The organism is Alcaligenes sp. SJTW-7 (assembly GCF_047716895.1).
Taxonomy (GTDB): Bacteria; Pseudomonadota; Gammaproteobacteria; order Burkholderiales; family Burkholderiaceae_B; genus Alcaligenes; species Alcaligenes ammonioxydans.
Window position 1 is genome coordinate 548,781 of record NZ_CP136682.1, and the last position, 23,245, is coordinate 572,025.

Consider the following 23,245-nt stretch of genomic DNA (forward strand, 5'->3'; position numbering starts at 1 on the left):
AAACGCCCGATGCACTGCATCGGGCGTTTTGTTTTGGCTTGAGCGAAAATCCAGGCCTGTCACCGATGGACAAAGACCGGTACAAGCCCGTTTTACAGGGCAGGAATACGCAGTACCTGACCGGGATAGATCTTGTCAGGATGGCTGAGCATGGGTTTGTTGGCCTCAAAAATGACCGTGTACTTGGCCCCATGGGGTGTGCCGTAATGGACTTCGGCAATTTTCCACAAGGTATCGCCTTTTTGGACGGTGTACATGGTGGCCTCGATGGACGGCTGTGCCACCGTCAACTGGTTATCGACTTGTGCCACACCCAAGGTGTTACCCAGTGCCAGTACGATTTTTTCCGCCTGTTCGGTGGAGGCAACCTGACCGCTGACCGTGACCTTATCGCCCTCTACCGTCAGATTCAGACCGTCAGCGGACAGCTGGTGTTTGGCCAGTTCTTTCTGCAGTTCGTCTGCGGTGGCTGCTTTGGCCTCATTGGCGCCAAAGAGTTTTTCGCCGACATCTTTAAGAAAACTGAATACGCCCATCGCTTTGCTCCTGAAGTTAGGGTTCTATGGCAGCCTGCTCGCTGGCAGGCCAATCCACCCATTATGACCGCATTTCTAACGGTGAAGCGGTACCGGAATGTCAGCAATTGTGCATTTTAGGAAGGGGCGTCAGCCGCCTCCGACCGCAACCACGATTTCAATCGTGTCGCCGTCCTTGATAGGGGTATTGGCATGCTGGCTTTTGGGCACGATATCGCCGTTAAGCTCTACAGCAATGCGCTTGTTCTCGTAGCCTAGCTCGCGGATCAGGGAGCCAATCGTATCGGAGTTTGCCAAAGTCTTGCTCTGGCCATTCAAGGTAATGTTCATTCTTGTCTCTGGATAGTGCCCGACAAGGGTCGGACGCGTGATTCAGATGGCAAATTTCCGGGTGGCAGCCAACAAACGGGCCAAAATACCCGGTTCGTCATAAGCGTGACCCGCGTCGGCCACCATATGGAATTCTGCCTGGGGCCAGGCGCGATGCAGTTGCCAGGCTGTATGCGCCGGAGTGCACACATCATAGCGCCCCTGGACGATTACCCCGGGAATGCCGTGCAGGCGGTGGACATTTTTGAGCAGTTGATCCGGCTCCAGAAAGCCCTGATTCATGAAATAGTGGTTTTCAATACGAGCAAAAGCCAAGGCCGCCTTATCACTGGATTTGGCGTCCAGGTGATTCTGGCTGGGCAACAGTGTAATGGTGTTGCTTTCCCACTGTGACCAGGCATGCGCGGCCCGCAGCTGTACAGCAGGGTCGTCACCTGTCAGACGCTTGTGGTAGGCCGTGATCAAATCATGGCGCTCGTTCTCGGGAATGGGGGCCAGGTACTGTTCCCACATATCGGGGAACAGGCGCGAGGCACCGTCCTGATAAAACCAGTGCAGCTCTTGCGGGCGCGCCATGAAGATGCCCCGCACGATCAGTTCGCTGACGTGCGCGGGGTGAGTCTGGGCATAGGCCAGCGCCAGAGTCGAACCCCAGGAACCGCCAAAGACCAGCATCTTGTCCGCTTTGAGCTTTTCCCTGCGCAAGCGCTCCATATCCTCAACCAGATGCCAGGTGGTGTTGTTCTCCAGGCTGGCATGAGGGTATGAGCGCCCGCAACCGCGCTGATCGAACAACAGCACATTGTATTTTTGCGGGTCGAACAGGCGGCGATGATCGGTAGAGCATCCTGATCCCGGTCCACCATGCAGGAAGATGGCTGGCTTTCCGGCCGGGTTGCCGCAGCATTCCCAGTAGATATGGTGGCCATCATCGGTATGCAAGGTGCCTTGTGCGTAAGGCTCGATCGGCGGGAACAGGGTTGCGCTCATTGTTCTTTCTTGGGCCAGTTCAGTTCAGGGGTAGGGGTGTCATTGCGCGTGAAGATCAGATCCCATACGCCATGGCCCAGACGCAGTCCGCGATTCTCAAATTTGGTTAGCGGCCGAAAGTCGGGACGAGGTGCGTAGCCCTCGTGCGTGTTGGTCAGCATGGGTTCAGCCGACAGCACTTCCAGCATCTGCTCCGCATAATTTTCCCAATCGGTTGCGCAGTGAATATAGCCACCGGGCTTGAGGCGGCTGCTGAGCAACTGAATAAAGGGCGACTGGACCAGTCGGCGCTTGTGGTGGCGTTTTTTGGGCCAGGGATCGGGGAAGTAGATGTGAATGCCAGCCAGCGAAGCAGGCGCGATCATGTCGCGCACCACTTCCACTGCGTCATGCTGAATGATGCGGATATTGCTGATCTGATTGTCATCAATACGCTTGAGCAAAGCGCCGACACCGGCGTTAAACACTTCCACACCCAGGAAATTGTCATCGGGTCGGGCCTGGGCAATTTTCTGGGTGGTTTCACCCATGCCGAAACCAATTTCCAGAATCACGGGCCTGTCGTTGCCGAACACCGTTTCCGGTTTCAGGATGTTGTCGCGGTAGCTGATCGACCACAGCGGCAAGAGGCGCGCCAAGGCTTGCTCCTGGCTGGGCGTGATGTGCGCGCGCCGATGAACAAAGCTACGGATATGGGTCTCGCCGGAATTGCTGTTGGCGACAGTGGGCGACAACAGGGATTGTTTTTCGTTGCTGGAGGTCATGGTTGGGGCGCGGGCATCGGAAACGGCTCGCGTATCAGCTAAAAGCGGGAAAGCTCTATTGTAGTGAGTCTTGCCGCCAAATTCATGTGGTGGTGGGTGAAAAAGATAGGGCGGGTGTGACGCACAGCCACCAGATCGCGCTATAATTTTCGCTTCCCTTTTCGCGGGACCGGCTGCGTTTGACGCAGACCTCTCCAACAGGGCGGGTGTAGTTTAATGGTAAAACTGATGCTTCCCAAGCATCCGTCGTGGGTTCGATTCCCATCACCCGCTCCACTTCGACTTTCCAGGGACTTCCACCGAACGCCAAGGAATGTCGCAAGTCATTGTCAGGATTGATGTTTTTCACCTAACCTCGATCCACTGACATCCAGCGAGAACCACTGACAACCGGCCCAAACTGGTACAAAAAGTGGCCCAAACAATGTGCGAGGTTCCCAATCCGCATTGTTGCTGGAGGAGCTGGCGCTAGAAGAGAACGATTGCATTCAACTCGCCTTCTGGAGTTGGACATATGCTCTCGGACCTCATGGCTCGGCAAGCCAAGGCCACCGGCAAGCCGTACTCGCTTGCCGATTTCGACGGCCTTTACCTCTACGTCTCCGCCATCGGCAGCAAGGTATGGCACTTCCGCTATTCCTGGCTGGGCAAGCGTGAGCGCATCACCTTTGGCGGCTATCCGGCCCTCTCCTTGAAACAGGCTCGCGACTTGCGTGAAGAGGCGCGGGCGCTGCTGGCCAAGGACATCAACCCGCACTCGGAACGCAAGCGCAAACGTCACGTGATTGTCCTGGCTGGCGAGCACACCTTCCAGACCATCTACGACAAATGGCTGGCCCACCGCAGCCTCTCTCTGGAAAATGAGGGCCGCCAAAGTACGCCCAAGCAGATCGGGCGCGTCTTCGCCAAGGACGTGTTTCCCGTATTGCGCCACCTGACCATCTACGACGTCACCCGCGCCCACCTGCTGGACATCATCGGCAGAGTGGAAAAGCGTGGCTCGCTGTCGGTGGCCGAGAAGCTGCGCACCTGGTTCAGCCAGCTATTCACCTACGCCTCGGTGGTGGTGCCCAACATGGGCGACAACCCGGCCAAGGATTTGGACGTGGTGGCGATGCCGCTGCCCCCGGTGGAGAACAATCCCTTTTTGCGCATGCCCGAGCTGCCGGCAATGCTGCAGACGTTGCGCAAGTACAGCGGTCGCCTGAATACGCAACTGGGTCTACGTCTGCTGCTGCTCACGGGCGTGCGCACCGGTGAATTGCGCTACGCCACGCCCGATCAGTTTGATCTGGAGCGCGGTCTGTGGATCATCCCGGTTGTCAGGCTCAAGCAACGCAAGCAGCTCACCAAGAAGAAGCGCCAGCGTTTCGCCGACATCCCGCCATACATCGTGCCACTGTCGTTGCAGGCACAAGAGGTCGTTCGTCATTTGCTGGGAAATCTGAAGCCAGCACAGGTGTATCTTATCCCCGGTGATTGGTGCCTGAAAAACCCTCTGAGCGAGAACACGCTCAATGGCGCGCTCAAGCGTATGGGCTATGAAGACCAACTCACTGGGCATGGCGTTCGCGCCACCATCTCGACTGCGCTCAATGAATTGGGGGCGGTTTCAAACCCGAAGTGCAACAGCGGTTTGAATGAAGCAGGAGTTGTTCAGTGTACGAGGGTCGAATCTTTGTCCTGCAACGCCTGCATGAACTCGCGGAAGACCTGGTAGGGCGTTTGCCACTGCAGGGTCTGGCGAGGCCGGTTGTTGAGCAGATCAGCGATCGAGTCCAGCGCGGCCTGGTCATGCACCGACAGGTCCGTGCCCTTGGGCAGGAACTGGCGGATCAGCCCGTTGATGTTCTCGCAGCTGCCGCGCTGCCAGGGGCTGTGGGGGTCGCAGAAGTACACCCGCATGCGCGTGTGGCGGGCCAGCTCGCGGTGACGCGCCATCTCCTTGCCCTGGTCGTAGGTCAGCGTCTGGCGCAGCGGCTGCGCGATGAGGTTGAGCTTGTAGGTGAAGGCCGCCAGGGCCGACTCTGCCGTGGCATCGGGCATGCGGCACAGCATCACCATGCGCGAGGAGCGCTCCACCAGCACGCCCACGGCCGAGGCATTGCCCGCGCCCTTGATCAGGTCGCCCTCCCAATGCCCGGGCATGAGCCGGTCATCCACCTCGGGCGGGCGCACATGGATGCTCACCATCTCGGGGATCTGGCCGCGCCGGTCTTGGCCCGCACTGCGCGGGCGGCGCGTGCTGCGGGCCTGGCGCAGGCAGGCGATGAGCTGCGAGCGCAACTCGCCGCGCGGGTGGGCGTAGATGGCGTTGTACAGCGTCTCGTGGGAGAGCTGCAGGCGCGGCTGGTGCGGGTGCATGCGCTTGAGTGTGTGGGCAATCTGGGCTGGAGACCAGCGCCACAGCAGCATGTGCGACACCACCGGCCACAGCGGGCCATGGGGATCGAGCTTGCGCGCCGGACGGGCCTGCTTGCGACGCCGCCGGCTCTGCGTGTGCGCGGCCTCGGCGCGGTAGGGCTGATCGGGCAGAGCATTGCGCCGAAGCTCGCGGCTGATGGTGCTGGCGCTGCGCCCCAGGCGGGTGGCAATGCCGCGCAGGCTCAGCCCCTGGAGTCGAAGCGCCGAAATCGCCACGCGCTCATCGGCGCCCAACTGTTGGTATCCGGTGGTCATCTGTGCAACTTACCCTATCGCAGGGCTGTTGCACTTCGGGTTTGAAACCGCCTTGTCATAATTCATCGGCCTGTCAATAAACAGGCCTGCTCGGCCTCAGCAGCTAAAAAACCATAGAATGCGTGGTAGAGACTTTTCTTGTTTAAATAGTCGCCTAGACAAGTAAACTCTTGCTCCAAATCCTTTCTCAAATACCCTGGGATTACCAACAAATCTACTTCTCGACAGATATCAATACGCCCATCTAGTGAGGTTGAAATGCCATCCCACGTATCCATCTCCCCCTCAATAAAACATTGCAGCATCTTTCTAGGTGAAGCTGGCTCATAAGAAGTTTTTCCACGGCAGAATATGTCGGAGATAGCATAAGGGCCATGCGCAAGCGCGGTTTCCTTACCACTTCTATGTATGCTCTGCACTACAACCTCTCCAAGCAATTCTGGTTGCCTGGTAATGATAAGATGGTAGATAGAGTAATGGACATGATACTCATTCAGGAAACTTATTTTACCTAAGCCATACTCTATAAATGGCGGATAATCCTTGTAGTCTTTATCGGATGTTTTCCACTTCCAGTACTTGTCGATTTCACAGTTAAAAATCCGCAGGATATTAGACTTTTGTTTTGCGTACAAAACGCCTAATTCAATACCATCTTTTGCCTCTTTAAAGTAATTACGCCCTTTTTCATCCTTGCGAGTAAATGTCACGTTTGCATAGCCAGCCAGCGAAGCACTCGTTGAATAAATAAGATTCTTGTACAAGGACACTTCGTCAAAGTTATTCCTGAGAAAAATAGTGCTCGTATCTAGATAAACACCACCATATCTTTCCAAAAGCCTAAGCCTGATAATGTCACTATGATTTCCATGCTGAACGCTAGGATCGCCAGCCTTCTCTATCAGTTGATGAAAGTACGGCGGGAGGGGTATGTAGTTTTCAATGTAATCAGGCGCGCGCTTGTCTAACGTAGTAACGATAACAATCCAATCACTGTTACTTAGCCTAGTCTCTAAATTTCTTATGTTTAAGGCATGGCCGATAGGCATGTCCTCTTTAGAAGAGTGCCAGTACAAGAAAACCACTTTTTTATTTTCCAATCTATCACTGTTCTTAATTCGGTTTAACGCATAATCGACGTCTGCGTTTTCGAATTGATTCATATCCTTAATGCCTCCAAAGTCAACCAGACCTTTGCTCTGAACAACTTCAAAGTTTCGACTTGTTGTCGGTTGCCAAATATTAAAATACCTAGTCTCAGGGTAGATAGCGACAACACCTTTATTTAGTACCTTAGAAACATGGACAAGAGATGTGTCTACTGAGATCAATAGTCCTGATTTGCGAATGATCGGAATAACACTTTCAAAATTTGTTATTCCTTTTACCAGCTCAACATTAGGCAAGCTCAAGTCGTCAACCAACTGTGAGGCTGACAGTAAAGAATTAGGAGAGTGCATAACGCCAAAGCTACTATCACGATGATACGTAGCTAGGTGTCTTATAAGAGACTTGGTTTTTTCGATAGAAAGTGACTTATCTTCCCGACTCCCGTAAGGGTTGATCAGAAAATCATAACTTTTTGAAAAACAGTCGTTCTCTACACAAAATGAAGCTCCAGCCAAAGTATTGTTCCCGCTAATTGCCATATCGACAATCGACTGGTAGATTCCGTAGATATCATTGTTTTTCGACTTATCTATGAATTCCTTACTTGACATCTTTAAGGCGCTATCTGTGCTAAAAATGACTCGAGGGTTCAAGAGAAGAACACACAGAACATCCTTAACTCCAAGCTTGCCAAAGAGTGGGACGATTGCATCACACCTTTTTACATTGAATGCGATATTAACTAGATCAAACCATCCAAAATTCTTCTCAAGTACGTGAACTGAATCTACTTGTATCACCGAGCAATAGAGCGCACGCAGTGGTTCGTTGGTAATTACACTAACTCTTACACCGCAGTGAGAAGTTAGGAATTCGATGATGGGGGCCGAAGCGATAGCGTCACCGTACTTACCATTCCAGTTAACGAAAACAATATGCCTGACGTTGCTATTTTTTTTCGTAAACCGCTTGATGAGTACAAATGACCAATCAAGAAGCCGTATCAGGAGCTCACTAAGCACAGGAAATAGAGTCTTCATTTAGAGCTGGCTCCGGTTGTTTGGACAGTTTTTCCTGACCGATAATTGGACGCCTGCGGGTGGCTGTCCAATCCCGGACGACTCCTTGACCTTGAGGTTTGCCAGAAGATTACCTTTAACAAAATCTCGCGTGCCGTTGCAAGTTTCAGGATGCGGTGATAAATGTGATCATACGGAACTAGACCCCGCCTTTGGCCAGGATCGTCTATCGTCGGCAAGACGCTGGTCAAATTCGGCGTACCGGCAGAAGGATATGAATGCGTTATCGACAGAGGTTCTATTGGACAATCTTCATGAGTTGTTAGCCACAATGCCCGATGCTGAGCGAATCCATTCGCTTAAAGCACGGATAGTGCCCGGCCTAGGCGTGGCGCAGGGAACTCTCGCTCGCCAGTTGCCACTGATCAGCCAAGGCTTCCCCGAGGTCGTAGACTGTTACCCTGGGACCATAAATATGGAGCTCGAATGTCCTCTCGAAGTGACGCAGCCCGATCATCGCACTCCTCCGCTCGCCTGGACTCCGAGCGGACGAACGACTGAAGTATTCGACCTAGTACGTATTGAGCTCGAGTTCGGCCCACTACCGACGCGTGTGCCCGCTTGGTTGTACGTTGCCCACGCATCCCCTCACCGTGGCACCCCGACCGTTCATGAGGTGATAACTCAGCAGTTAAACCTGAGTGAGGTCAGTGAGTGCCAAATTCATCTGCGCGCAAGCGCAGTAACACTGACACCCACACATTCACAAACGAAGCCTCAAGGCTGGCTGCTCACGGGTAAATAGCCCTGCCATTGGTACTTAACAACCCGGCATTTGTCAGGTACTCCCTCAGCAGCACCAAGGAAGGAGCACATTGCGGCTGGCCTAGAAACTCGTTGCCCAAGGCAGACTTGTACAGGCGCAGCCAGGTCGACGCAGGCACCTTCGGCAGGAAGGCGGCGAGCGACTCTCGGTTTCCCTCCCCGAACAACAAGCGCAGGGTGCGCAGGATTGGCTGGTAGTCCCGCGCAGACAACAGCTCCGCAACGGTATCGTCCAGCCGTTGCTCGACCACCACACTATTCAGCCGATCCTCAACCGAGGCGTCGCCTAGCGCCACCCGGGGGTCGATCGCCACCGGATAGATTGCGCGGAACGACTTTGCACCGTTACGCATGGATTCATAAAGCACTTTGTCGGCAGTAGATCCGGTAACCAACACATCGTCGCCGAAGATCACATGCACACCGCTCCATCGATAGAAATTTTCAGCCGGAATGACGTGGTCTTGGACCAGATTGACGCGCTCCCGCTCCTCGGTACTGAGGCTGGCGTAGTCCTCGCAGGGCGGCGCAATCCTGGGTAGCTTGACGTTGATGATGGTCGGCAACGCCATATGCGCCAGTTTGACGTTGACCTCCTCGACCACGAACTCATAGAGCACGTTCGCCGTGGACGGCACGTTGCGCCAACCAGTGGTCATCATCACCACGTTGTCACCACGGACCTTGGCGTTCTGGAACAGGTATGACCACTGCGAGTCTGGCCTATCCAGCTCACCACAGAGGTAGTCGATCAGTTGTCTTGCGAGATACCGGATGTCATGCACACCGCCGTATTTTGCACGGCTGTAGATCCCCGCCAGTGCTGAGGCATCGCTGCCCGTGGCCATGTCGCGAAACACCCCCGACTCGGCAGGTGTAAGGCAGTGCAGGGCAGTACCGCCAAAAATCGAAACATACTCGGTCATGCTGATCAGGTCACGTGCGAACAGCTCGGCAGCGAACGCGCGGAATCCAGTTTTCACATCATTCGCACGGGGCTGAGCGGAAGCCTGACGGAACATCGCCAACTGGACATCAATCGGGCTCTTAAGTACCTCGAACCATGGCGGAGAATTTTCGGGGTAAATCATGTTCAAGGCCGTTCAAGTCCTGCTGTCAAAGTTGCCGGTGTGCCCGGTAACGTCAGGCTGTCGAGGGAGACATCGATTCGTCGGCGCCTCTCGTAGTAACTAATGCTCTTCAGCCCCAAAGGCCTCAGGGCCTCAAGCAGTTCAGAAATGCCCGCACCAGCATCGCTCGGGGCATGGGTATCAGACCCAACCGTGAAAGGCACCCCATGTGCGATAAGCTGTGCCACCAATTCCCGAGATGGATAAGACCAAAATCCCTGAATCTCCCTGCCCGTTGCAGGGTCCAGGCTCGACTTTCGAAGACCTGAGGCATTGAGCTCGAATGCAATGCCGCTTCTGGCGAGCGGCGCCAGCAAAGGCTCGAAACGGCGCAGGAAGATGTCTTCCGGCACGCCACGCAGCAAGGTATCAGCGTGCCCTACAGCATCAAACAATCCACTGTCTAGCAGACCTTCGAGATTGGCGAAGTAGCGATCTAGAAACGCCTGCCCGGCAAGGCGTGGCAGCTCCCAGACCTTCACCATCGCTTCATCTGGAACTTCCACGTAATGAATCGAGCCGATTACGAAGTCCATCGGGTAACGAGCAAGCAGCTCGCGATTGAAGGCGTCGGTGCCTGGCATGTAGTCGAGCTCTAGGCCACACAGGATGGTGATCTGCCCCTGATAAATCTCCCGCGCCCGCTCGATGTCAGCGAAATAGCGATCAAGTTCGGACGCGAGCAGACGATTGTCCATATCCACAGGGAACGGCGCGTGGTCGGTGATGGTTAGGACGGTCACGCCTGCGGCGATCGAGGCACGAACTAACTCGTCGACAGTGCCGATCGCATGCTTCGAATAAAAGGTGTGGCTGTGTGAGTCGATCATGCAGCGTCCCACTGTTCAAGCAACCCTGCATGACCTGCCAGCTCCTTCACCAGCCAGTAGGGGTTGTTCACCTTGGCGATGATCGAACGAAGCAGGTCTGTGTTATCAAGGCGCGCCAGCAACTCGGTCAAGGGTTGCGTATAAAGTGCTCGGGTTAACGGTGTTTCCCGCACGTGGTCGACCAGCCGTTGCCAGTCGACCTGGTCAAAGTGAATGTTGCCCAGGCGCTGATTCTCGATGCCATACAGGTATATATCGCCGCTAGGCTTTACCGTGACATCCAAACCGTTGGCCTGCGGCGGTTTGTTCAGGCTGCCGAAGGTGAAGGGCTTGTTGACCTTGGACTCGATCGCTTTGATGTAGCCCAGCATATCCAGATAACCGGGGGCGGTTCCTAGAGCTGGGTGAACGAGGTTCTTGTAGTCGATACCGAAGCAATCGCCGCCCGCGGCCAGTACGTCTTCCAGCACGCTCCTCGGCTCGATGGTTGCCTCAAGCCCCCAACAAGCGAGTTCAGACTTTAGGTACTCGCGAGTGAAATCGCGATCGGTATCGATTGAGCGGAACGAGAAACTCAACCCAGAGGGTCGCCGACGCCGCAGGAAGTCCAAGCTGAAACCATGGGCCCGCCATTTGACCTTCTCGATATGATGGCTGTCTGCACTGAGGCGGATGTTGCAGGTGTCGCCATTGGTCAAGACAATCCGGTTTGTCGTGTCGTAGAACTCCTCCATCTTGTCATGTGGATAGAACCCACTGGTGATGAATTCGAAGCACTTACCACCTTCTGACAACCCAAGAATCTCGTGGAACACTTTGGCGTTGTTGAGTGGTTCGCCTTCACCACTGATGGAGATGCGCTTGACCTCCGAAGCATTGATCAACCTAGCAAGGTTTTCCCGCGCTAACGTTGATAGTTCCATGCTAATGCCCGCTTTGTGCTTGTCGGCGTACATACAGAAGGCACAGCCGATGCCGCATATTTGTGTAATGTCGATGTATAGGAGGTGTCCCTGAAGATGCATTCAAAGCCTCAATCCAACCTTGCGCCAATGCACAGGTTTTTTTGTAAACAATTTGAGATGATTGCGATGACGGATGAAATCTATGCGAACCAATACCGCCTGTCCGCGCCAAATCATTCAGCGCAATACTTTTTCTGGCCATCCGTTTATAAACATTGAGCCATCAGTTCTCAGGCGAACTTCAAGCACACGCTCGACTTCACCATCACTTTCAATCCGTGCGTCGTAACGCGTTGTCAGGTAATGAAATTGTTGATTTGTGGAGCCTGCCCAACGGCGATTTTGCTCCGGCAAATTCACCTCATACGGGCCATCTACCAACACATCCGTGTAGCGAATCAGTTGGTCAACCCCAGGCAGCTGCAGCACATCAAGCTCGTTTTTTGTATATCCACTAAATACCATCACTGACAGCCCCAGCGACTGCGCTCCTTGCGCAACAACAGTCAAGCCTTGTGCTTGCAACATGGGCTCGCCACCGAGAAAGGTCACCCCTTCAAGATCATGCGCATGGTGCGCGTCTTCAAGCCAGTCGAGAACCGATGAGGCCGAAACAAACTCACGCTCAACCAGCTGCAAATACGCGGGGTTGCAGCAGCCACGGCAACGCTTATTGCAACCTTGCACCCACAATGCTGCTCTTCGCCCCGGCCCTTCTGCTTCGGTGCAAGGTAGGCGAGATGCCATATTCAGCCAATGCACAAATTTCACTCCAGTTCGAATAACAATTTTCCACCGGCAATATGAACTTCAATTGCCTTTCCCCGGATCTGATCAGGGGCGGCCATTTGTGCAAATAGAAAATCGGCCAATGGATCAATCAGCTTATTGGTCAGTGCGTTAGGGACGCCGCGACCACCCGTTCCGCGATCCACTTCCCTGACCAGCAAGGCCAGTATCTCGGCCTCCTTAACTAGCCTCAAATCCGAAACACCCCATTTATCCTTCAGCCCTTTACGCAATGGCTCCAGCTTGGCTCGAGCGATATCAATCAAAAATCCATCATCACGCATGAAGTTGAAAGGAATGATGTTGGCTTCGCCAATGCGCCCTAGCAATTCAGGGCGCTTTAATTCATGCACGAAATGCTGTCGCACCTTTTGGATGAATGCATTGCGCACATCCTGGCTTTCATGGCTCACTTCGGCTGCGCCGATGTTTGAAGTGAATACGATGACGGTGTCCGAAAAAAGCACCGTTTCACCCTTGCCATCCGTTAAGCGCCCATCTTCAAGAATCTGTAAAAACTTGTCGAGAATGCGTGGGTGCGCCTTCTCGATTTCGTCAAACAGCAACAGGGAAAATGGCCTTTGTTTGACCGCATTGGTTAACTGTCCGCCAGCTTCGTAACCCACATATCCTGGAGGTGCGCCCACCAACCTCTGATCGGCATGTTCGTGATTAAACTCTGACATGTCGAAACGAAGACAGGCTTCTTCGTCGCCAAAGAGGAATTCGGCAATGGACTTTGCCAGTTCGGTTTTACCGACACCAGTTGGGCCAACAAAAAACAACACGCCCTTGGGAGTGCGTTGCCTGTACGAGTGTTGAAGCCCCGACAGCCCCGTGAAGGCACGCACGAGGATGCGCCGTACCGATTCAATTGCTTCCCCTTGACCTTTGACCCGACGCCCCAGGGTTTCGACAATGGTCTGAAGTTTTTTGTGATCCAGTTGTTCCCAAGGACTGTGTCTGCGTCCGTGGCGATAAAGATTGAGTAAAGACAAGGCACTTGAGACTTCAGTCTCCTGTCGTGAAAGTCGTGCGAGATTGTGAATGTCGCGGATACTCTGGCCTTCCAATCCGTCCACGAAGTCAGCCAACTCACGCCCTCCTTGCTGCAAAGGGGGCTGCAACCGAAACACTTCTTTCAAACCCAGTACAGCAGACTCACGAACCTGCCTTGTCGGCAAGGGAATTGCTATTTCCCTAAATAGTGGATTATTCAGGTAGAGCGATGGTGGCAGCACATTCAAGCCCCCGCACAGCAGCACTAGCAGTGATTGAGGCTGGCCAATGCTTTCAGCATTGCGAACCACGGCGGCATCACGAGTCGCTTGCCCCAGACGCAGCAGCCAGCCACGCTCGTTCTCACTCAGCGAGTTGACGCTACCAAACAAGTATTGCGTCCAGTCCAACACAAAAGCGACTGACTTTTCGGCGCGCGGTTGCCGCAGCCATTGTGCAGCAACAGTCAGTAAGTCATCCGCGCTGGCCGTGATGCCGTTGGATGCGGGGCTCGCCACAGGTGTAGGCGGCAAATCACCCATGTCATAGGCATTCCCCTCAGATGTGCTTTCTCTTGCGGCAGGTGGGGTAACTGAGCTTTGCAATTCCCCCCAAGTCCTCGCATCAACGCCGCTGACACCATTGACGCGGTTCCAGAAAACTACATGCTGATACCCACGCTGACGCAGCAGGTTCATCAACGCGGTAGGCAACGCTGTCCATTGCCCTGGTGCTTCGGGATCGGATGTCAAATCACCCGTATTACCGTGCAAGATAACACCGCGCCGTATGCCGCATTCGCGGCGAAAGTCTTCCTGCCACGGCAACAAAGCTGAACTCATTTGCTTCTCTCCTGTGTCGCATCAGGGTAAGGGCGAGCATCCTGATCCTGGTCGTCGGGATTGACCCAAATCACGCGTTTGTCACTCAGGCTGATGCCGTAAGCATCTTGTAGCGTTGCCATGACGGGGGCGACATCTTTCTCGCACGTTTTGCCTTTGTATTGATGAAACTTGTAGCTGAGATGACCGCTCAAGTTGACGCGGAAATCTGCTTGCGCACCAGCAGGGCGACGGGCGCGAATCAGCACTTGGTCTTCCCCTTCCGATACAAGATGCTCTGGTCCATCCACAACAAAGCCAGCTTGTTGCAGTGACTGATAAACCGCCCGCACGACTTCACGACGCTGGCTTTCGTCTACGGCAGCTTCATCTTGTTCTTGCACCAGTTGGTTCAAGGCTTCAGCCTGCTCTGCAGGAGCCAGTCCTACTGCATGAGCCAATGCCTCGCGCAACTTGGCAGCGCGTTCGCCACCGTCCTTATTCGCTTCCTGCTCCAACTGCTCTCTTTGCAGCGTCAGTACGTCGGTCACGGCCTCGCGCTGCACACGATTTTTCATTTCTTGCAATTGGCGCTCAGCGTCCACTTCATATCGCTGCCGAACTTCGCGTAAGGCGGCTGAAATTTGCGCCGAGGTCATGTTGTTGGCAGCATTGCCAAGTAGCCGCTCCCGTAGTTTCTGCAACTCGGCAAACGCTGCGTTGAGTGCGACAGGTGTGCTCCAGCCACTCAAACCCTCGCGCCATGCTGCTTCAAGTTCTGCCTTCACCTGCAACTGTCGTTCGACCTCAGCTTGCTGCGCGTTGCGGAATGCCTCAGCTGCGGCTAGCTCCGCCTCTTGACGGGAACGGCGTTGCTCACGCGCAAAGCGTGGTAATCCGTGGAATCGACCACCCAGGGAACGGCTCATATCTCTGGCAGCAAACGGGTCAGACTCCAGCAGAGCCTCCATGCGCTGAAGATCAGAACTCAGCTCACGAAACTCCGCTGGAATCACATCGCCCAGCCCTTGGCTGGCGACATCATTCAATACGCTGCGGTAGCGCTCAAGGAACGGACGCGTTGTCTCGCGCACACGCTGTCGATCAAGCTCTTGTTTGCGTTGCCGTTGAATTTGATAGCGATATTCGTCTGCCCGACTCATGGTTTCATTTCCTTTGATTTTTTCTTTTATCTTGCTTCCGTGAATGTATGCTTGGCGCACCAGCAGCAGCAGCGGGCACAAGGTGCGAAGGCGCATATGACTTGGAATCTTGCGTGTTCAGGCCAAGAGACTGCGCCTTGGTGCGTAGGTTGATGTCATTGCTCACAAACAAAACATCATTCAGCCGAAAGAATAACGCCGTTGAAAGAATGGCATGGTCGGGCTGCCTGGCATCCCATTCAGCAGGCAGTAAGGCTGCGTAGTCTGTTTCATGGCGGATACGGGACGCGCTTGCATCCAACTGGCGAATGGCCGCGCGCGCCTTGACCGCGCGAGCCTCATCTTCACTGCTCTTCAAACCATCCAACTCGCTCAGCACACGAAGCGGCACCACCAAAATATCGTTGGAGATCAGACCATGCAAAAGCTCAGGATGCTCCATCAGAGCGCTGGTATCCACTACGACGATACGATGCCCAATCTCGACTGGAGCCAGCTTCTCTTGCGCCAGAAGGCCCCAGCTTTCTACCTCTTCATTCAACGCATCCCAGAGGAGTGACGATACGTTTAGAGTGTGGAGATTCCCCGCAGCTTTGCGCCAAGTGCGAACAGCATCCAAGGCATGAGGGGTCAAGGTGCGCACATCCATTTGGCTATTACCAGCCGCTTTCAACGCCTGTTCGCCAATACTCCGATAAACGTCCTGAACGGCTTTCTGTATATCTTGCATCGGCTGCTGTATGGCGTGCGGGCCATACAGCTTCAACTCTTTGCGCTCCAATGCGTGTTCCAGCCACACTTGCCGCAATGCGATGGAGAGCAGTTCTTCTGGAATTTCAGTGGTGGAAGGCAAGGCAGATCGCAGCTTTGCCAATGACTCCAAGGCGCGAATGGGCGCCGCATGATGCAGTAGCGCGGCTTGCAGAGGCACAGCCTTGTCAGCAGGCAGCATCTGAGCCACCTGAGTCAAAAGAGAAGCGACTTCTTCAGGCTCAAGCTGATTGGGCGTATGCCTCAACGATTCATCAATGGCTCTTGCCAGAGATACTTCCCACGCAGGTTTCCAGTCTTTCCCACCAGGCCGCCACAAACCAATTGCTTGTGTAGCGGGTTCGACCAATGCAATCAGATCGCCCAGTGGCTGTTTAGCACGTGTGGCAAGCCACGGCCACACCGTTTCGCCGAGTGCATCGACATCCCGCCATGCCACGGGCATGAAGGCAATGCGTGGGTCATCAGAGTGCTCGCAAGCCCCTTCTAAATCTCTGCGCAGCTTGGCCCAAAGCTCGGTTGCAGCCTGGTCGTTCAAAGTTACCGCCAGGCCACACAGGCGCGGCTGCCCGGCCCAATAGAGGCGGAGGTTACCGGCTACTTCTACTTGAACGCTCGCCCCATCGATCTGAGGCAGAGACAAGCTACGAAATCCCGTCGTAATTCCTGCGGGGGTAGGCACAAGCAGTGTGTACACGGTCGGTTGTTTGCCATTGGCAACCAGTTCTGGTGCATTCACTTCAGACGATAAAACGATAATGGGTGTTGTTGCATCCGCTGCTGCAACCCCTTGCGCAACGATGCAGAACCGCGCCCTGGCTGTGCTCCCTTTAGCGGCAATGGGGCGGGCAGTGCGGGCCTCTCGTAAAACAGAAGAGTGAACGATGGGCAGCAAGGAATCTGGCTCGCTTGTCAGAGCATCAGCAAGCAGAACCTCCCATGCCAGTTCGAGTTGCGCTTGCTCCAGCCAACGCTGCAACGCTGCATCACGCGGAGCGCTCGCAGACAGTGCACCATCCTCGCTGCACGAGACTTCAAGTCGGCGCTCTATCCGTCCCGCTGGCTGAACAATGGGCGCGATGCGGTCTATAACTGTCGCAGGGGTTTTCCAGTCATACGTTTCCTGCGCTATGGCGCGCTCAACCTGCGGCAGCGGATTTTGCGGCCTTAAAGCTTGATCAGCGACACTAACGCGACTGAAATCACTTTGGCTGAGACGCGCTCCATCATTCTGTGTGGACTTAATCTCGTCGCTGATGGGATCATAGCGGTGCCAGACCTTAACCGTGCGCGAGCGCACCGGCAGGCTGTCGCTACGCAAAAATTGCAAGCCATCGGCAGTCAATTCAAGCTCAGTTAAAGGGGCCTCAAGCCTATCTTGAGCGTAACGCTTGGGCAGCGCTCCCAAAGCGGAAAGTTCAGATACGCAGCCTTCCAGCAGTTCACGCACATCACCTGCACCCAATTGATCGCGGAAAACGGCCAGCAAAGACAAGTTCTGTTTGTCGGGCAAATGGAGTCCAGGATCACACAGTCGCAACACCATCCGTTCAAATACTGTGGGCTTGCGCTCGGTGTGATAGGTCACATCGGATTCAATGCGATACAAGGGCAAGGGGACGGAAATTTCTGCTAGCTTCATGCGCGGCCTCCCCGGCTACCGTACTTGTCGTTTTGGGGCGCAGCCGTCCGATGAGTCGGAGCATTGAACCTGCCACGCTGTTGTTGCTGTTGGGGTAGCATCTCAGGCGACATCAATTGCCTTGCCGGAACCAGCCGTGCATCGCGCTCCAGTTGATCCAGAATGTCCTTGTAAACGGCTCGCTTCACGCTACCTGCGCTGTCCATGCGCGGCAAATCCACCTCATAGGATGCATACATGCTTTTTGCGCCGAAGACAATCAGCAAGGCCTGCGCGCGAGAAAAGGCCACATTAATAAATTCGAACCGGGCGACATTGGCCTTGCTGGAACGACGCCGGGGTTGATTGCCCGAACGCAAAGGGTCGTACCCATCGTGGCGCACCATGCTGACCAGCACGATTTCCTTTTCTTTGCCCTGATAACGAATCACGGTATTGACTTCAACATCGAGATATTCAAACCGACCATTGGAACCCTTTGGACGACGGCGGCGAATAGCAGCACGAATTTCTCGACACTGATTCGCATAGAAAGACACCGCGCCGACTTTGCGTTTGTTCGTTCGTGAGTAGCCCTGTGCAGCAGATTGCCGCTCAATTTGCTCCAGCGTTTCCGCAATCAACTCCGCCTCCAAGCGATTGGTGCGCCGAGGCTGGTTACCGTCCATATCTTCACGGTGAATCTGGTTGTGCAGGTTGTAGGTTGTGTCCACCCACAACGCATGGTCATCCGGAGTGAGTAAGGGTGAGCCACCGTTCACATTCTTCAACGTCAGTCCGTGAACACGGCGAAGCTTCGGGTCTGGATCGTCGTCAGGCCGAAGGAGGCCGCATTCCAACTGACCTTCGTAAAAGTGGTTCACCATCGCCATGATTTGCGGGTGCATTCGGAACTGCACACTGAGTCGTGCGCGGATCGCATCGTCCGCCATCTCGAAATGCGACTTGAACAACGAGGCTGTGACCATTCTCTCGAAGCGGCGTAGGTTGTCGCGGGTCAGCAAGGCTTGCGCTTCGGCAACCTTGCCAGCGCTGTTTTCCTCTGCACTGGCCGCTTCGCTTTCTTCTACTTCATCCATGAAGCTACGAGCTTCGTCGCCTTCCTGAAACAGCGGCGGCAACTGGCGGTGGTCGCCCACCAACACAGCGCGGCGCGCACGCATCAAGGGCATCAGCAATTCCAGCGGAGTGGCCTTGCTCACCTCGTCAATGATGGCAACATCAAAACTCGTCTGCCCGGCATCGTCCAACGTGCGTTCGTTTTCATTGCAGCTAATGGCCACCACATTACAGCTCGCCAGAAAATCCGCGCCCAGATGCTGCCAATCTTCTTCTGCGGCGTTGTTGCGGCTCAAATCGCGTTTCCAATCATCCAGCAACGGCCCCCATGTCTGGCGTTGATGTTGCTGGCTGGCCTGACGTTGCTCCAAGACCTTGATGACTTGGGCAACAGTTTCGACGCGCTGCGACAAGGTCGCAGCAGGTTCCAGCGGCAAGCGGTTGCCTTGCGTGATTGAATCATCCTGCAACAGGGCCTGAACCTTCTGCTCATGCTGTCTGCGCTGCTCGACCCAGTCATCGATCTTGCTTTGGGCGTTGCGCTCCTGGTTCCGCGCGGCTCGCACAAGGCCATCGTTCGGGGCTTCAGGTGCGGGTTGCGACAATTGAGCCTGCGTGGATTGCTTCACGATTTCGATGGCCTGATCGATGACCGGCCGCGTCCTCTCCAATGCAGTTAGGCTGGCATCCATTTCGTCTGCCAGTTGAGTAGCGTTCTTAATCGGAGCGCACCATTCGGACGCTTGGCGAAACAGACTGTCATAACGGCTGCGCTCCAAGCCCACACCAACCTGCTCCAACTCTTTGAGCTCCTTGCGCGCGGCTCTCCAATCATCTACGTAAGCATCGTCCTTCTCCATCTGCTCCTCCAAGGCTTTGACCTCGCTTCGGAGCGATTCAATACGTAACCAGGTGCTGGCATCCTGAATCGGGGCGCCCGCTGCTTCGCGAAGACGACGGATGTCCGCAGCAATAGCTTCTCGCGCATTCGTGAAACGCCGCCACGCGGCCAACATATGCGCCAGCATTGCGCCCCGACTGCTTGCATCGGCCAGCCAATCGTCCATCGAAAATTTCACGAGCAATCCTGCAGCCTCGCAGGAAGCAAGGCCTTGCACCAGATTTCTGGCAGGCGCTTCCACATCCCGCAAGTCGCCATGCAACGTTTCGGCTTCGCCATGCAGCAAGGCCTGAATGCTGTGTAGGCGCTGACGTTTGGCCTTGTCCTCCTCCAGCAGCGCGCAGGCAGCGTCATACGCCTGCTGTGTCTGCGTTGTCTGGCTGCGGGCCGATGCAAAGTCCGCTTCAAGCTGCCCGCGTCTGCTGGTCAGCTCCTTCTCGTCGTGCAACACAAAAGCCGCGCGGTCATGCCACTCCAGCAAGAGACGCAAGTCTTCGTCAGCACGCTTCCACACTACAAGACGGTCTTCGGTTTGCCCGGCCAAGGCCTTGTAGTAACGCTGCAAGGCTGCCTGCCCCGCGAAGGCTGCTCCATCTTCTGTCACCTTGCGTTCATTTCGTGCCAACCGCACTACGCGCAAGGAACCGTCATGCCCCAACCTATCCAGCGCATTGTCCACTGCGGTATGCGCCTGAGATGCCAGCAGTACCCGCTGCCCGCGCCGCGCCAATTGGACGATGGCTTCCGCGATCACTGTAGTCTTACCCGTGCCAGGCGGCCCTTGAACCAAGCATAAATCCGGTGCAGACAGAATCTTGACCACGGCTTCTTTCTGGGCCGGGTTGAGCTTGTCATTGGCCCACTGCGTAACCGGCTCCAGACGCTGCGGTACGGAAACCTGTGCAGCTTCGAACAGATAATCAGTCAGATACGGCGCATAGCCGCCTTGCTCCTGCAGCTGCCGCAACGCCTGTTGATGGCGCTTGATCAGGCTCATGTCGCCTGCCGTTGAAATGGACAGAAAACCGGACTCCGGAATTTGACTCAGGATGCGCTGGCGCAGGGCATCCGGCTCCTCGGCATTGGCGAGATCATTCGCGTCGTCTTCGGTCAGTGAGACGGTCAGCTCGGCAAATACGGGCGTAGGCCAAGGACATTCCGGCAAGTTGTCGTCCTTGGGTAATTGCCGATCTTTCGGCACCGATGCAGGCTCCGAGAGTTTGCCAGCTTGCCCTAGCCGAGGAAGGCGGCGCTCCTCCCGTTCAGGCAATTCGAACACCCACGGTTCTTTGGATTGACCAACCTGAAACGCCACCAGATCATCCCGCCCCAAAGCCTTGCGGTCTTTTTGCAAAGCCTGTGCGCTCTGCGCGACCAAGGAAAAAACCAACTGCTCGTCACGCCATTCACGGCTGATGTAGCGCAAGCCGCGCGCCTTGTGGCGGATGAGGCTTTCTTTCCATCGAAGAAATTCAGTCCACTCGGTCAACTGCTTTTCGGTTTGCTGCGTGATTGGTGGCAAGTCGGCCAGCAGTTGCGGCGTGAGCAGATTATTGACGCGCTGAATGCGCTGCTGGCCCGGCGTGAATTGCAGACTGTCATGCACGGCAAATGCAGTGACTTCGCGCTCGAAAGATCGCGCAGGCAGATCGGCGGTCTCGATGAAGCCGTTTATGAGAAAGAGTGGCGAAGAGGATTCGGTGGGCCAACTTCCCGTGGCGATGAAGGCGCATCCTTCCGGAAAAGGCCAATCCCGCCCAGCGGCGTTAACTCGAATCGCCATCTGTGCGTATCGTGGATTCTGCTTGTCCCGCTGCCGATTGGAAACATAGCCCGTGATTGGCATATTGTTTGGAAAGAGCAGCTCATATAAAACTTCCACCCCTTCACGGCCATTGCACCAGTTTTTGAATGTCTGATGGCTGCGCTGAATATCGGCGATAGCTCGATTAATTCCTCTGTTACCTAGGTCAAGCGCAATATACAAATTCATCAAAAAACATAGCCTTGTTAGTCGTCATACGGATTGTTGGGGTCATGCGGGTCGAGGCGATACCCGTCCGGCGAGTACAAGCCGAATCCTGCTTCACCATGGCGCAGTTCGTCGCGTGGTTGCGAAAAATCATCACTGCTTCTGCGAAAACCGCGAGAGACAAGCAGCAAGCCCACCAGCAACAGCGTCATCCAGAAAGCTACATAAAACAGCAATCCCAACACAACCAGCTTAATCGCCCACACGAACACGGAGGCACCCGCTTGCGGCACTCCCTTCGATACCAACCAGTTCGACGCCCGCCGTTCGCCACGCACATAGGCGCGCCATCCACGGCCAAGGGTGCGTCCGAGGCGTTCTGCGGTGCTGGTGCGGGTCGTGGTGTTCATGGTCGTCTCCGGCTGCTTCAGGACGCTTCGTCATCCGGTTCCATCGGGCCGGGGTCGGGTTCCACACCGATGCGATAGCGGGCAACGAAACGTGGCCAATCCACATGGTCAACCAGGTCGATGTCCTCGATGACGCTGACTTTCGCGCCCGCACGCTCGAACAGGGCGATGCTCTTGGCGGGATAGTTGTTGCGCGACGGATAGAGCACGCCGTCGAACAGCGGCTGGCCAACTGCTCCAGATTCAGGCCAAAGTAGCCCGCCATGACGCCCGGTGCTGTGAGATCCGCCAGAAGCACGTCAGCCACCACGCCTACGGCGCGCACCATCCGGCTCTGGACTTCTTTCAGCGCGATCGAGCGTTTCTTGTCCGCAAGCCACTGATGTTTGTGGAACACCGACTCCATCAGCGCCGTGGGCAAGTCGCGCCCCAAGTAAAGCACGCCGTAGGCCCGCGTCGGGTCATCGTAGCGATTGGTGCGGCTGCGGCCATAGTACAGCGGGCTGCCCCGATAGACGACGCGGCTCACATGCTGGAGCAGTTCACCGGCATCGATCAGGAAGGATGGCAACTCGCGGTTCATGACGGTTTCACTTCAATGCACCTGGACGCCCAGCACGTTGAACACCGCCTCGGCCACGTCGTCGATCGTGCCATGCGTCACCGCATCCAGCGGCGAGCGACCGCCCAAGCCTTCGAGCGGTTCGGACAGTGCGCGGTAGATCGTCCAGTGGTCGATGCCCTCGACCTCCTGAAGTACGGTTTGGGTCAACTGCTGCTTCACCGGGTCGAGTTGCCAGTCGGGCAGCTTCTGACCGCGCGGCCCCACGTTCAGCGCCAGCAGCCGACGGGCAACGATGTCCTTGTAGATCTGCTGGCGGGACTTGTCCGCCAGTTTGGCGAACTCGGGGATCGGCAGATTGTGTGGCTGGTTGAAGGTTTCCAGCAGCACGGCGCGGCCACGCTGGACGTCGGTTTTACTCGGTGCCCAGCGCGTTTCGGCACGCAGCGCGGCCGCCTTGCGTGCAAGGGCCTGCTCCACCGTCTCACCCTCCAGGTTGGCGGGCAGTTTTACCGCTTCCACACGCTCGTGGACGAACGCCTGCAACTCGGCCGCAAACGCCTTGGCGTCCCGGATTTCGACGGTATCCGCGAAGCGACGCACATCCTTCACCGTGACGCGCGGCAGACGGTCGGCAATGAATTCAATGGCAGTGGGCATGGTCATCTCCCAAGTAGGTTTGAGACAGGATTCACTCTAGTCGCCCTTGTCGCATTTGTCAACTTAGACGCCCGGAGTGAAAGCAACCTACCTGGCGGAAGCAGCGTTCCCGCAGCATAGGCCGAGGCCAGCGCCGGGTCGCCGTTCAATCCATTCGAGCGGGTTCCACATTGACGCTGGAGCCGCAATCCGCGCCCCGCTATACCGAAACGGTTGAAGGCCAAAGGGCCGAAATGGCAAGGGAATGGGGTGCAAGGGGAAAGGCCCTACCCGAAAAGGCGAAAAGGCCTCCCGCTTGGCCCGCCACCAGGACACCCA

Annotated in this window: 16 protein-coding genes, 1 tRNA gene and 2 pseudogenes; 2 read left to right on the forward strand and 17 right to left on the reverse strand. The window is 55.6% G+C overall.

What is annotated here, in order from left to right; genetic code table 11:
* Window positions 1–92: 92 nt before the first annotated feature.
* The 4 genes from lysM to trmB form a co-directional block, all read right to left on the reverse strand.
* Entirely contained in the window at window positions 93–536 is a 444-nt protein-coding gene (gene lysM / locus RSQ48_RS02415; RefSeq protein WP_240208943.1) for a peptidoglycan-binding protein LysM, read from the reverse strand.
* A 129-nt stretch (window positions 537–665) separates the two neighbouring features.
* Window positions 666–866 carry a sulfur carrier protein ThiS gene (gene thiS, locus RSQ48_RS02420; protein ID WP_003803952.1) on the reverse strand — a complete coding sequence of 67 codons (201 nt, stop codon included), beginning with the start codon at window positions 864–866 and terminating at the stop codon, window positions 666–668.
* 42 nt (window positions 867–908) lie between these two features.
* Window positions 909–1,856, reverse strand: a complete 948-nt coding sequence (pip, locus tag RSQ48_RS02425) for a prolyl aminopeptidase (protein WP_415302118.1) — start codon at window positions 1,854–1,856, stop codon at window positions 909–911.
* Window positions 1,853–2,620: a tRNA (guanosine(46)-N7)-methyltransferase TrmB gene (gene trmB, locus RSQ48_RS02430; protein WP_003803950.1), complete on the reverse strand. Its 768-nt coding sequence runs from the start codon at window positions 2,618–2,620 to the stop codon at window positions 1,853–1,855. Before trmB ends, pip begins: the two co-directional genes overlap by 4 nt.
* A gap of 202 nt (window positions 2,621–2,822) precedes the next feature.
* Here trmB and RSQ48_RS02435 point away from each other — a divergent pair.
* Both RSQ48_RS02435 and RSQ48_RS02440 read left to right on the forward strand, forming a co-directional pair.
* Window positions 2,823–2,896: transfer RNA gene (locus RSQ48_RS02435), tRNA-Gly, on the forward strand.
* Between the two features lie 238 nt (window positions 2,897–3,134).
* Window positions 3,135–4,226 (forward strand): annotated as a pseudogene (locus RSQ48_RS02440) (tyrosine-type recombinase/integrase); the annotation flags it as partial.
* Window positions 4,227–4,276: 50 nt separating this feature from the next.
* Here the strand turns inward: RSQ48_RS02440 and RSQ48_RS02445 are convergent.
* The 13 genes and pseudogenes from RSQ48_RS02445 to RSQ48_RS02505 form a co-directional block, all read right to left on the reverse strand.
* Window positions 4,277–5,299 carry an IS30 family transposase gene (locus RSQ48_RS02445; protein WP_415302119.1) on the reverse strand — a complete coding sequence of 341 codons (1,023 nt, stop codon included), beginning with the start codon at window positions 5,297–5,299 and terminating at the stop codon, window positions 4,277–4,279.
* 62 nt (window positions 5,300–5,361) lie between these two features.
* Entirely contained in the window at window positions 5,362–7,449 is a 2,088-nt protein-coding gene (locus tag RSQ48_RS02450) for a capsular polysaccharide synthesis protein (protein WP_079984729.1), read from the reverse strand.
* 770 nt (window positions 7,450–8,219) lie between these two features.
* Window positions 8,220–9,344, reverse strand: a complete 1,125-nt coding sequence (locus RSQ48_RS02455) for a hypothetical protein (protein ID WP_153163444.1) — start codon at window positions 9,342–9,344, stop codon at window positions 8,220–8,222.
* A 2-nt stretch (window positions 9,345–9,346) separates the two neighbouring features.
* Window positions 9,347–10,213, reverse strand: a complete 867-nt coding sequence (locus tag RSQ48_RS02460) for a histidinol-phosphatase (protein ID WP_058195286.1) — start codon at window positions 10,211–10,213, stop codon at window positions 9,347–9,349.
* On the reverse strand, window positions 10,210–11,169 hold the full coding sequence (locus RSQ48_RS02465) for a hypothetical protein (RefSeq protein ID WP_415302120.1): 960 nt from the start codon (window positions 11,167–11,169) through the stop codon (window positions 10,210–10,212). The genes RSQ48_RS02460 and RSQ48_RS02465 overlap by 4 nt, the downstream gene beginning before the upstream one ends.
* A 186-nt stretch (window positions 11,170–11,355) precedes the next feature.
* A complete protein-coding gene (locus tag RSQ48_RS02470) occupies window positions 11,356–11,949 on the reverse strand; it encodes a 4Fe-4S single cluster domain-containing protein (RefSeq protein ID WP_312451482.1) in 594 nt (197 codons plus the stop codon).
* Window positions 11,946–13,808, reverse strand: coding sequence for an AAA family ATPase (locus RSQ48_RS02475; RefSeq protein WP_058195251.1), 1,863 nt, complete (start codon window positions 13,806–13,808; stop codon window positions 11,946–11,948). The genes RSQ48_RS02470 and RSQ48_RS02475 overlap by 4 nt, the downstream gene beginning before the upstream one ends.
* Window positions 13,805–15,031: a hypothetical protein gene (locus tag RSQ48_RS02480; protein WP_415302121.1), complete on the reverse strand. Its 1,227-nt coding sequence runs from the start codon at window positions 15,029–15,031 to the stop codon at window positions 13,805–13,807. The genes RSQ48_RS02475 and RSQ48_RS02480 overlap by 4 nt, the downstream gene beginning before the upstream one ends.
* Window positions 14,955–17,363: a PIN domain-containing protein gene (locus RSQ48_RS02485; protein ID WP_415302122.1), complete on the reverse strand. Its 2,409-nt coding sequence runs from the start codon at window positions 17,361–17,363 to the stop codon at window positions 14,955–14,957. Before RSQ48_RS02485 ends, RSQ48_RS02480 begins: the two co-directional genes overlap by 77 nt.
* A complete protein-coding gene (locus RSQ48_RS02490) occupies window positions 17,360–21,106 on the reverse strand; it encodes an AAA domain-containing protein (protein ID WP_415302123.1) in 3,747 nt (1,248 codons plus the stop codon). The genes RSQ48_RS02485 and RSQ48_RS02490 overlap by 4 nt, the downstream gene beginning before the upstream one ends.
* A gap of 227 nt (window positions 21,107–21,333) precedes the next feature.
* Complete coding sequence (locus RSQ48_RS02495) at window positions 21,334–21,705, reverse strand: DUF3742 family protein (protein ID WP_121738022.1); 372 nt, start codon at window positions 21,703–21,705, stop codon at window positions 21,334–21,336.
* Window positions 21,706–21,722: 17 nt separating this feature from the next.
* A pseudogene (locus tag RSQ48_RS02500) lies at window positions 21,723–22,288 on the reverse strand (RES family NAD+ phosphorylase).
* A gap of 12 nt (window positions 22,289–22,300) precedes the next feature.
* Complete coding sequence (locus RSQ48_RS02505; protein ID WP_125283004.1) at window positions 22,301–22,927, reverse strand: integrase; 627 nt, start codon at window positions 22,925–22,927, stop codon at window positions 22,301–22,303.
* Between the last annotated feature and the right edge of the window lie 318 nt (window positions 22,928–23,245).

What these genes read in the sequence shown, in the direction of transcription:
- pip (WP_415302118.1), bottom strand. Translation starts at nt 1,856, where the DNA reads ATGAGCGCAACCCTGTTCCCGCCGATCGAGCCTTACGCACAAGGCACC.
- RSQ48_RS02450 (WP_079984729.1), bottom strand. Translation starts at nt 7,449, where the DNA reads ATGAAGACTCTATTTCCTGTGCTTAGTGAGCTCCTGATACGGCTTCTT.
- RSQ48_RS02495 (WP_121738022.1), bottom strand. Translation starts at nt 21,705, where the DNA reads ATGAACACCACGACCCGCACCAGCACCGCAGAACGCCTCGGACGCACC.
- RSQ48_RS02465 (WP_415302120.1), bottom strand. Translation starts at nt 11,169, where the DNA reads ATGTACGCCGACAAGCACAAAGCGGGCATTAGCATGGAACTATCAACG.
- RSQ48_RS02455 (WP_153163444.1), bottom strand. Translation starts at nt 9,344, where the DNA reads ATGATTTACCCCGAAAATTCTCCGCCATGGTTCGAGGTACTTAAGAGC.
- lysM (WP_240208943.1), bottom strand. Translation starts at nt 536, where the DNA reads ATGGGCGTATTCAGTTTTCTTAAAGATGTCGGCGAAAAACTCTTTGGC.
- RSQ48_RS02505 (WP_125283004.1), bottom strand. Translation starts at nt 22,927, where the DNA reads ATGCCCACTGCCATTGAATTCATTGCCGACCGTCTGCCGCGCGTCACG.
- RSQ48_RS02485 (WP_415302122.1), bottom strand. Translation starts at nt 17,363, where the DNA reads ATGAAGCTAGCAGAAATTTCCGTCCCCTTGCCCTTGTATCGCATTGAA.
- RSQ48_RS02490 (WP_415302123.1), bottom strand. Translation starts at nt 21,106, where the DNA reads ATGGCGATTCGAGTTAACGCCGCTGGGCGGGATTGGCCTTTTCCGGAA.
- RSQ48_RS02460 (WP_058195286.1), bottom strand. Translation starts at nt 10,213, where the DNA reads ATGATCGACTCACACAGCCACACCTTTTATTCGAAGCATGCGATCGGC.
- thiS (WP_003803952.1), bottom strand. Translation starts at nt 866, where the DNA reads ATGAACATTACCTTGAATGGCCAGAGCAAGACTTTGGCAAACTCCGAT.
- trmB (WP_003803950.1), bottom strand. Translation starts at nt 2,620, where the DNA reads ATGACCTCCAGCAACGAAAAACAATCCCTGTTGTCGCCCACTGTCGCC.
- RSQ48_RS02445 (WP_415302119.1), bottom strand. Translation starts at nt 5,299, where the DNA reads ATGACCACCGGATACCAACAGTTGGGCGCCGATGAGCGCGTGGCGATT.
- RSQ48_RS02475 (WP_058195251.1), bottom strand. Translation starts at nt 13,808, where the DNA reads ATGAGTTCAGCTTTGTTGCCGTGGCAGGAAGACTTTCGCCGCGAATGC.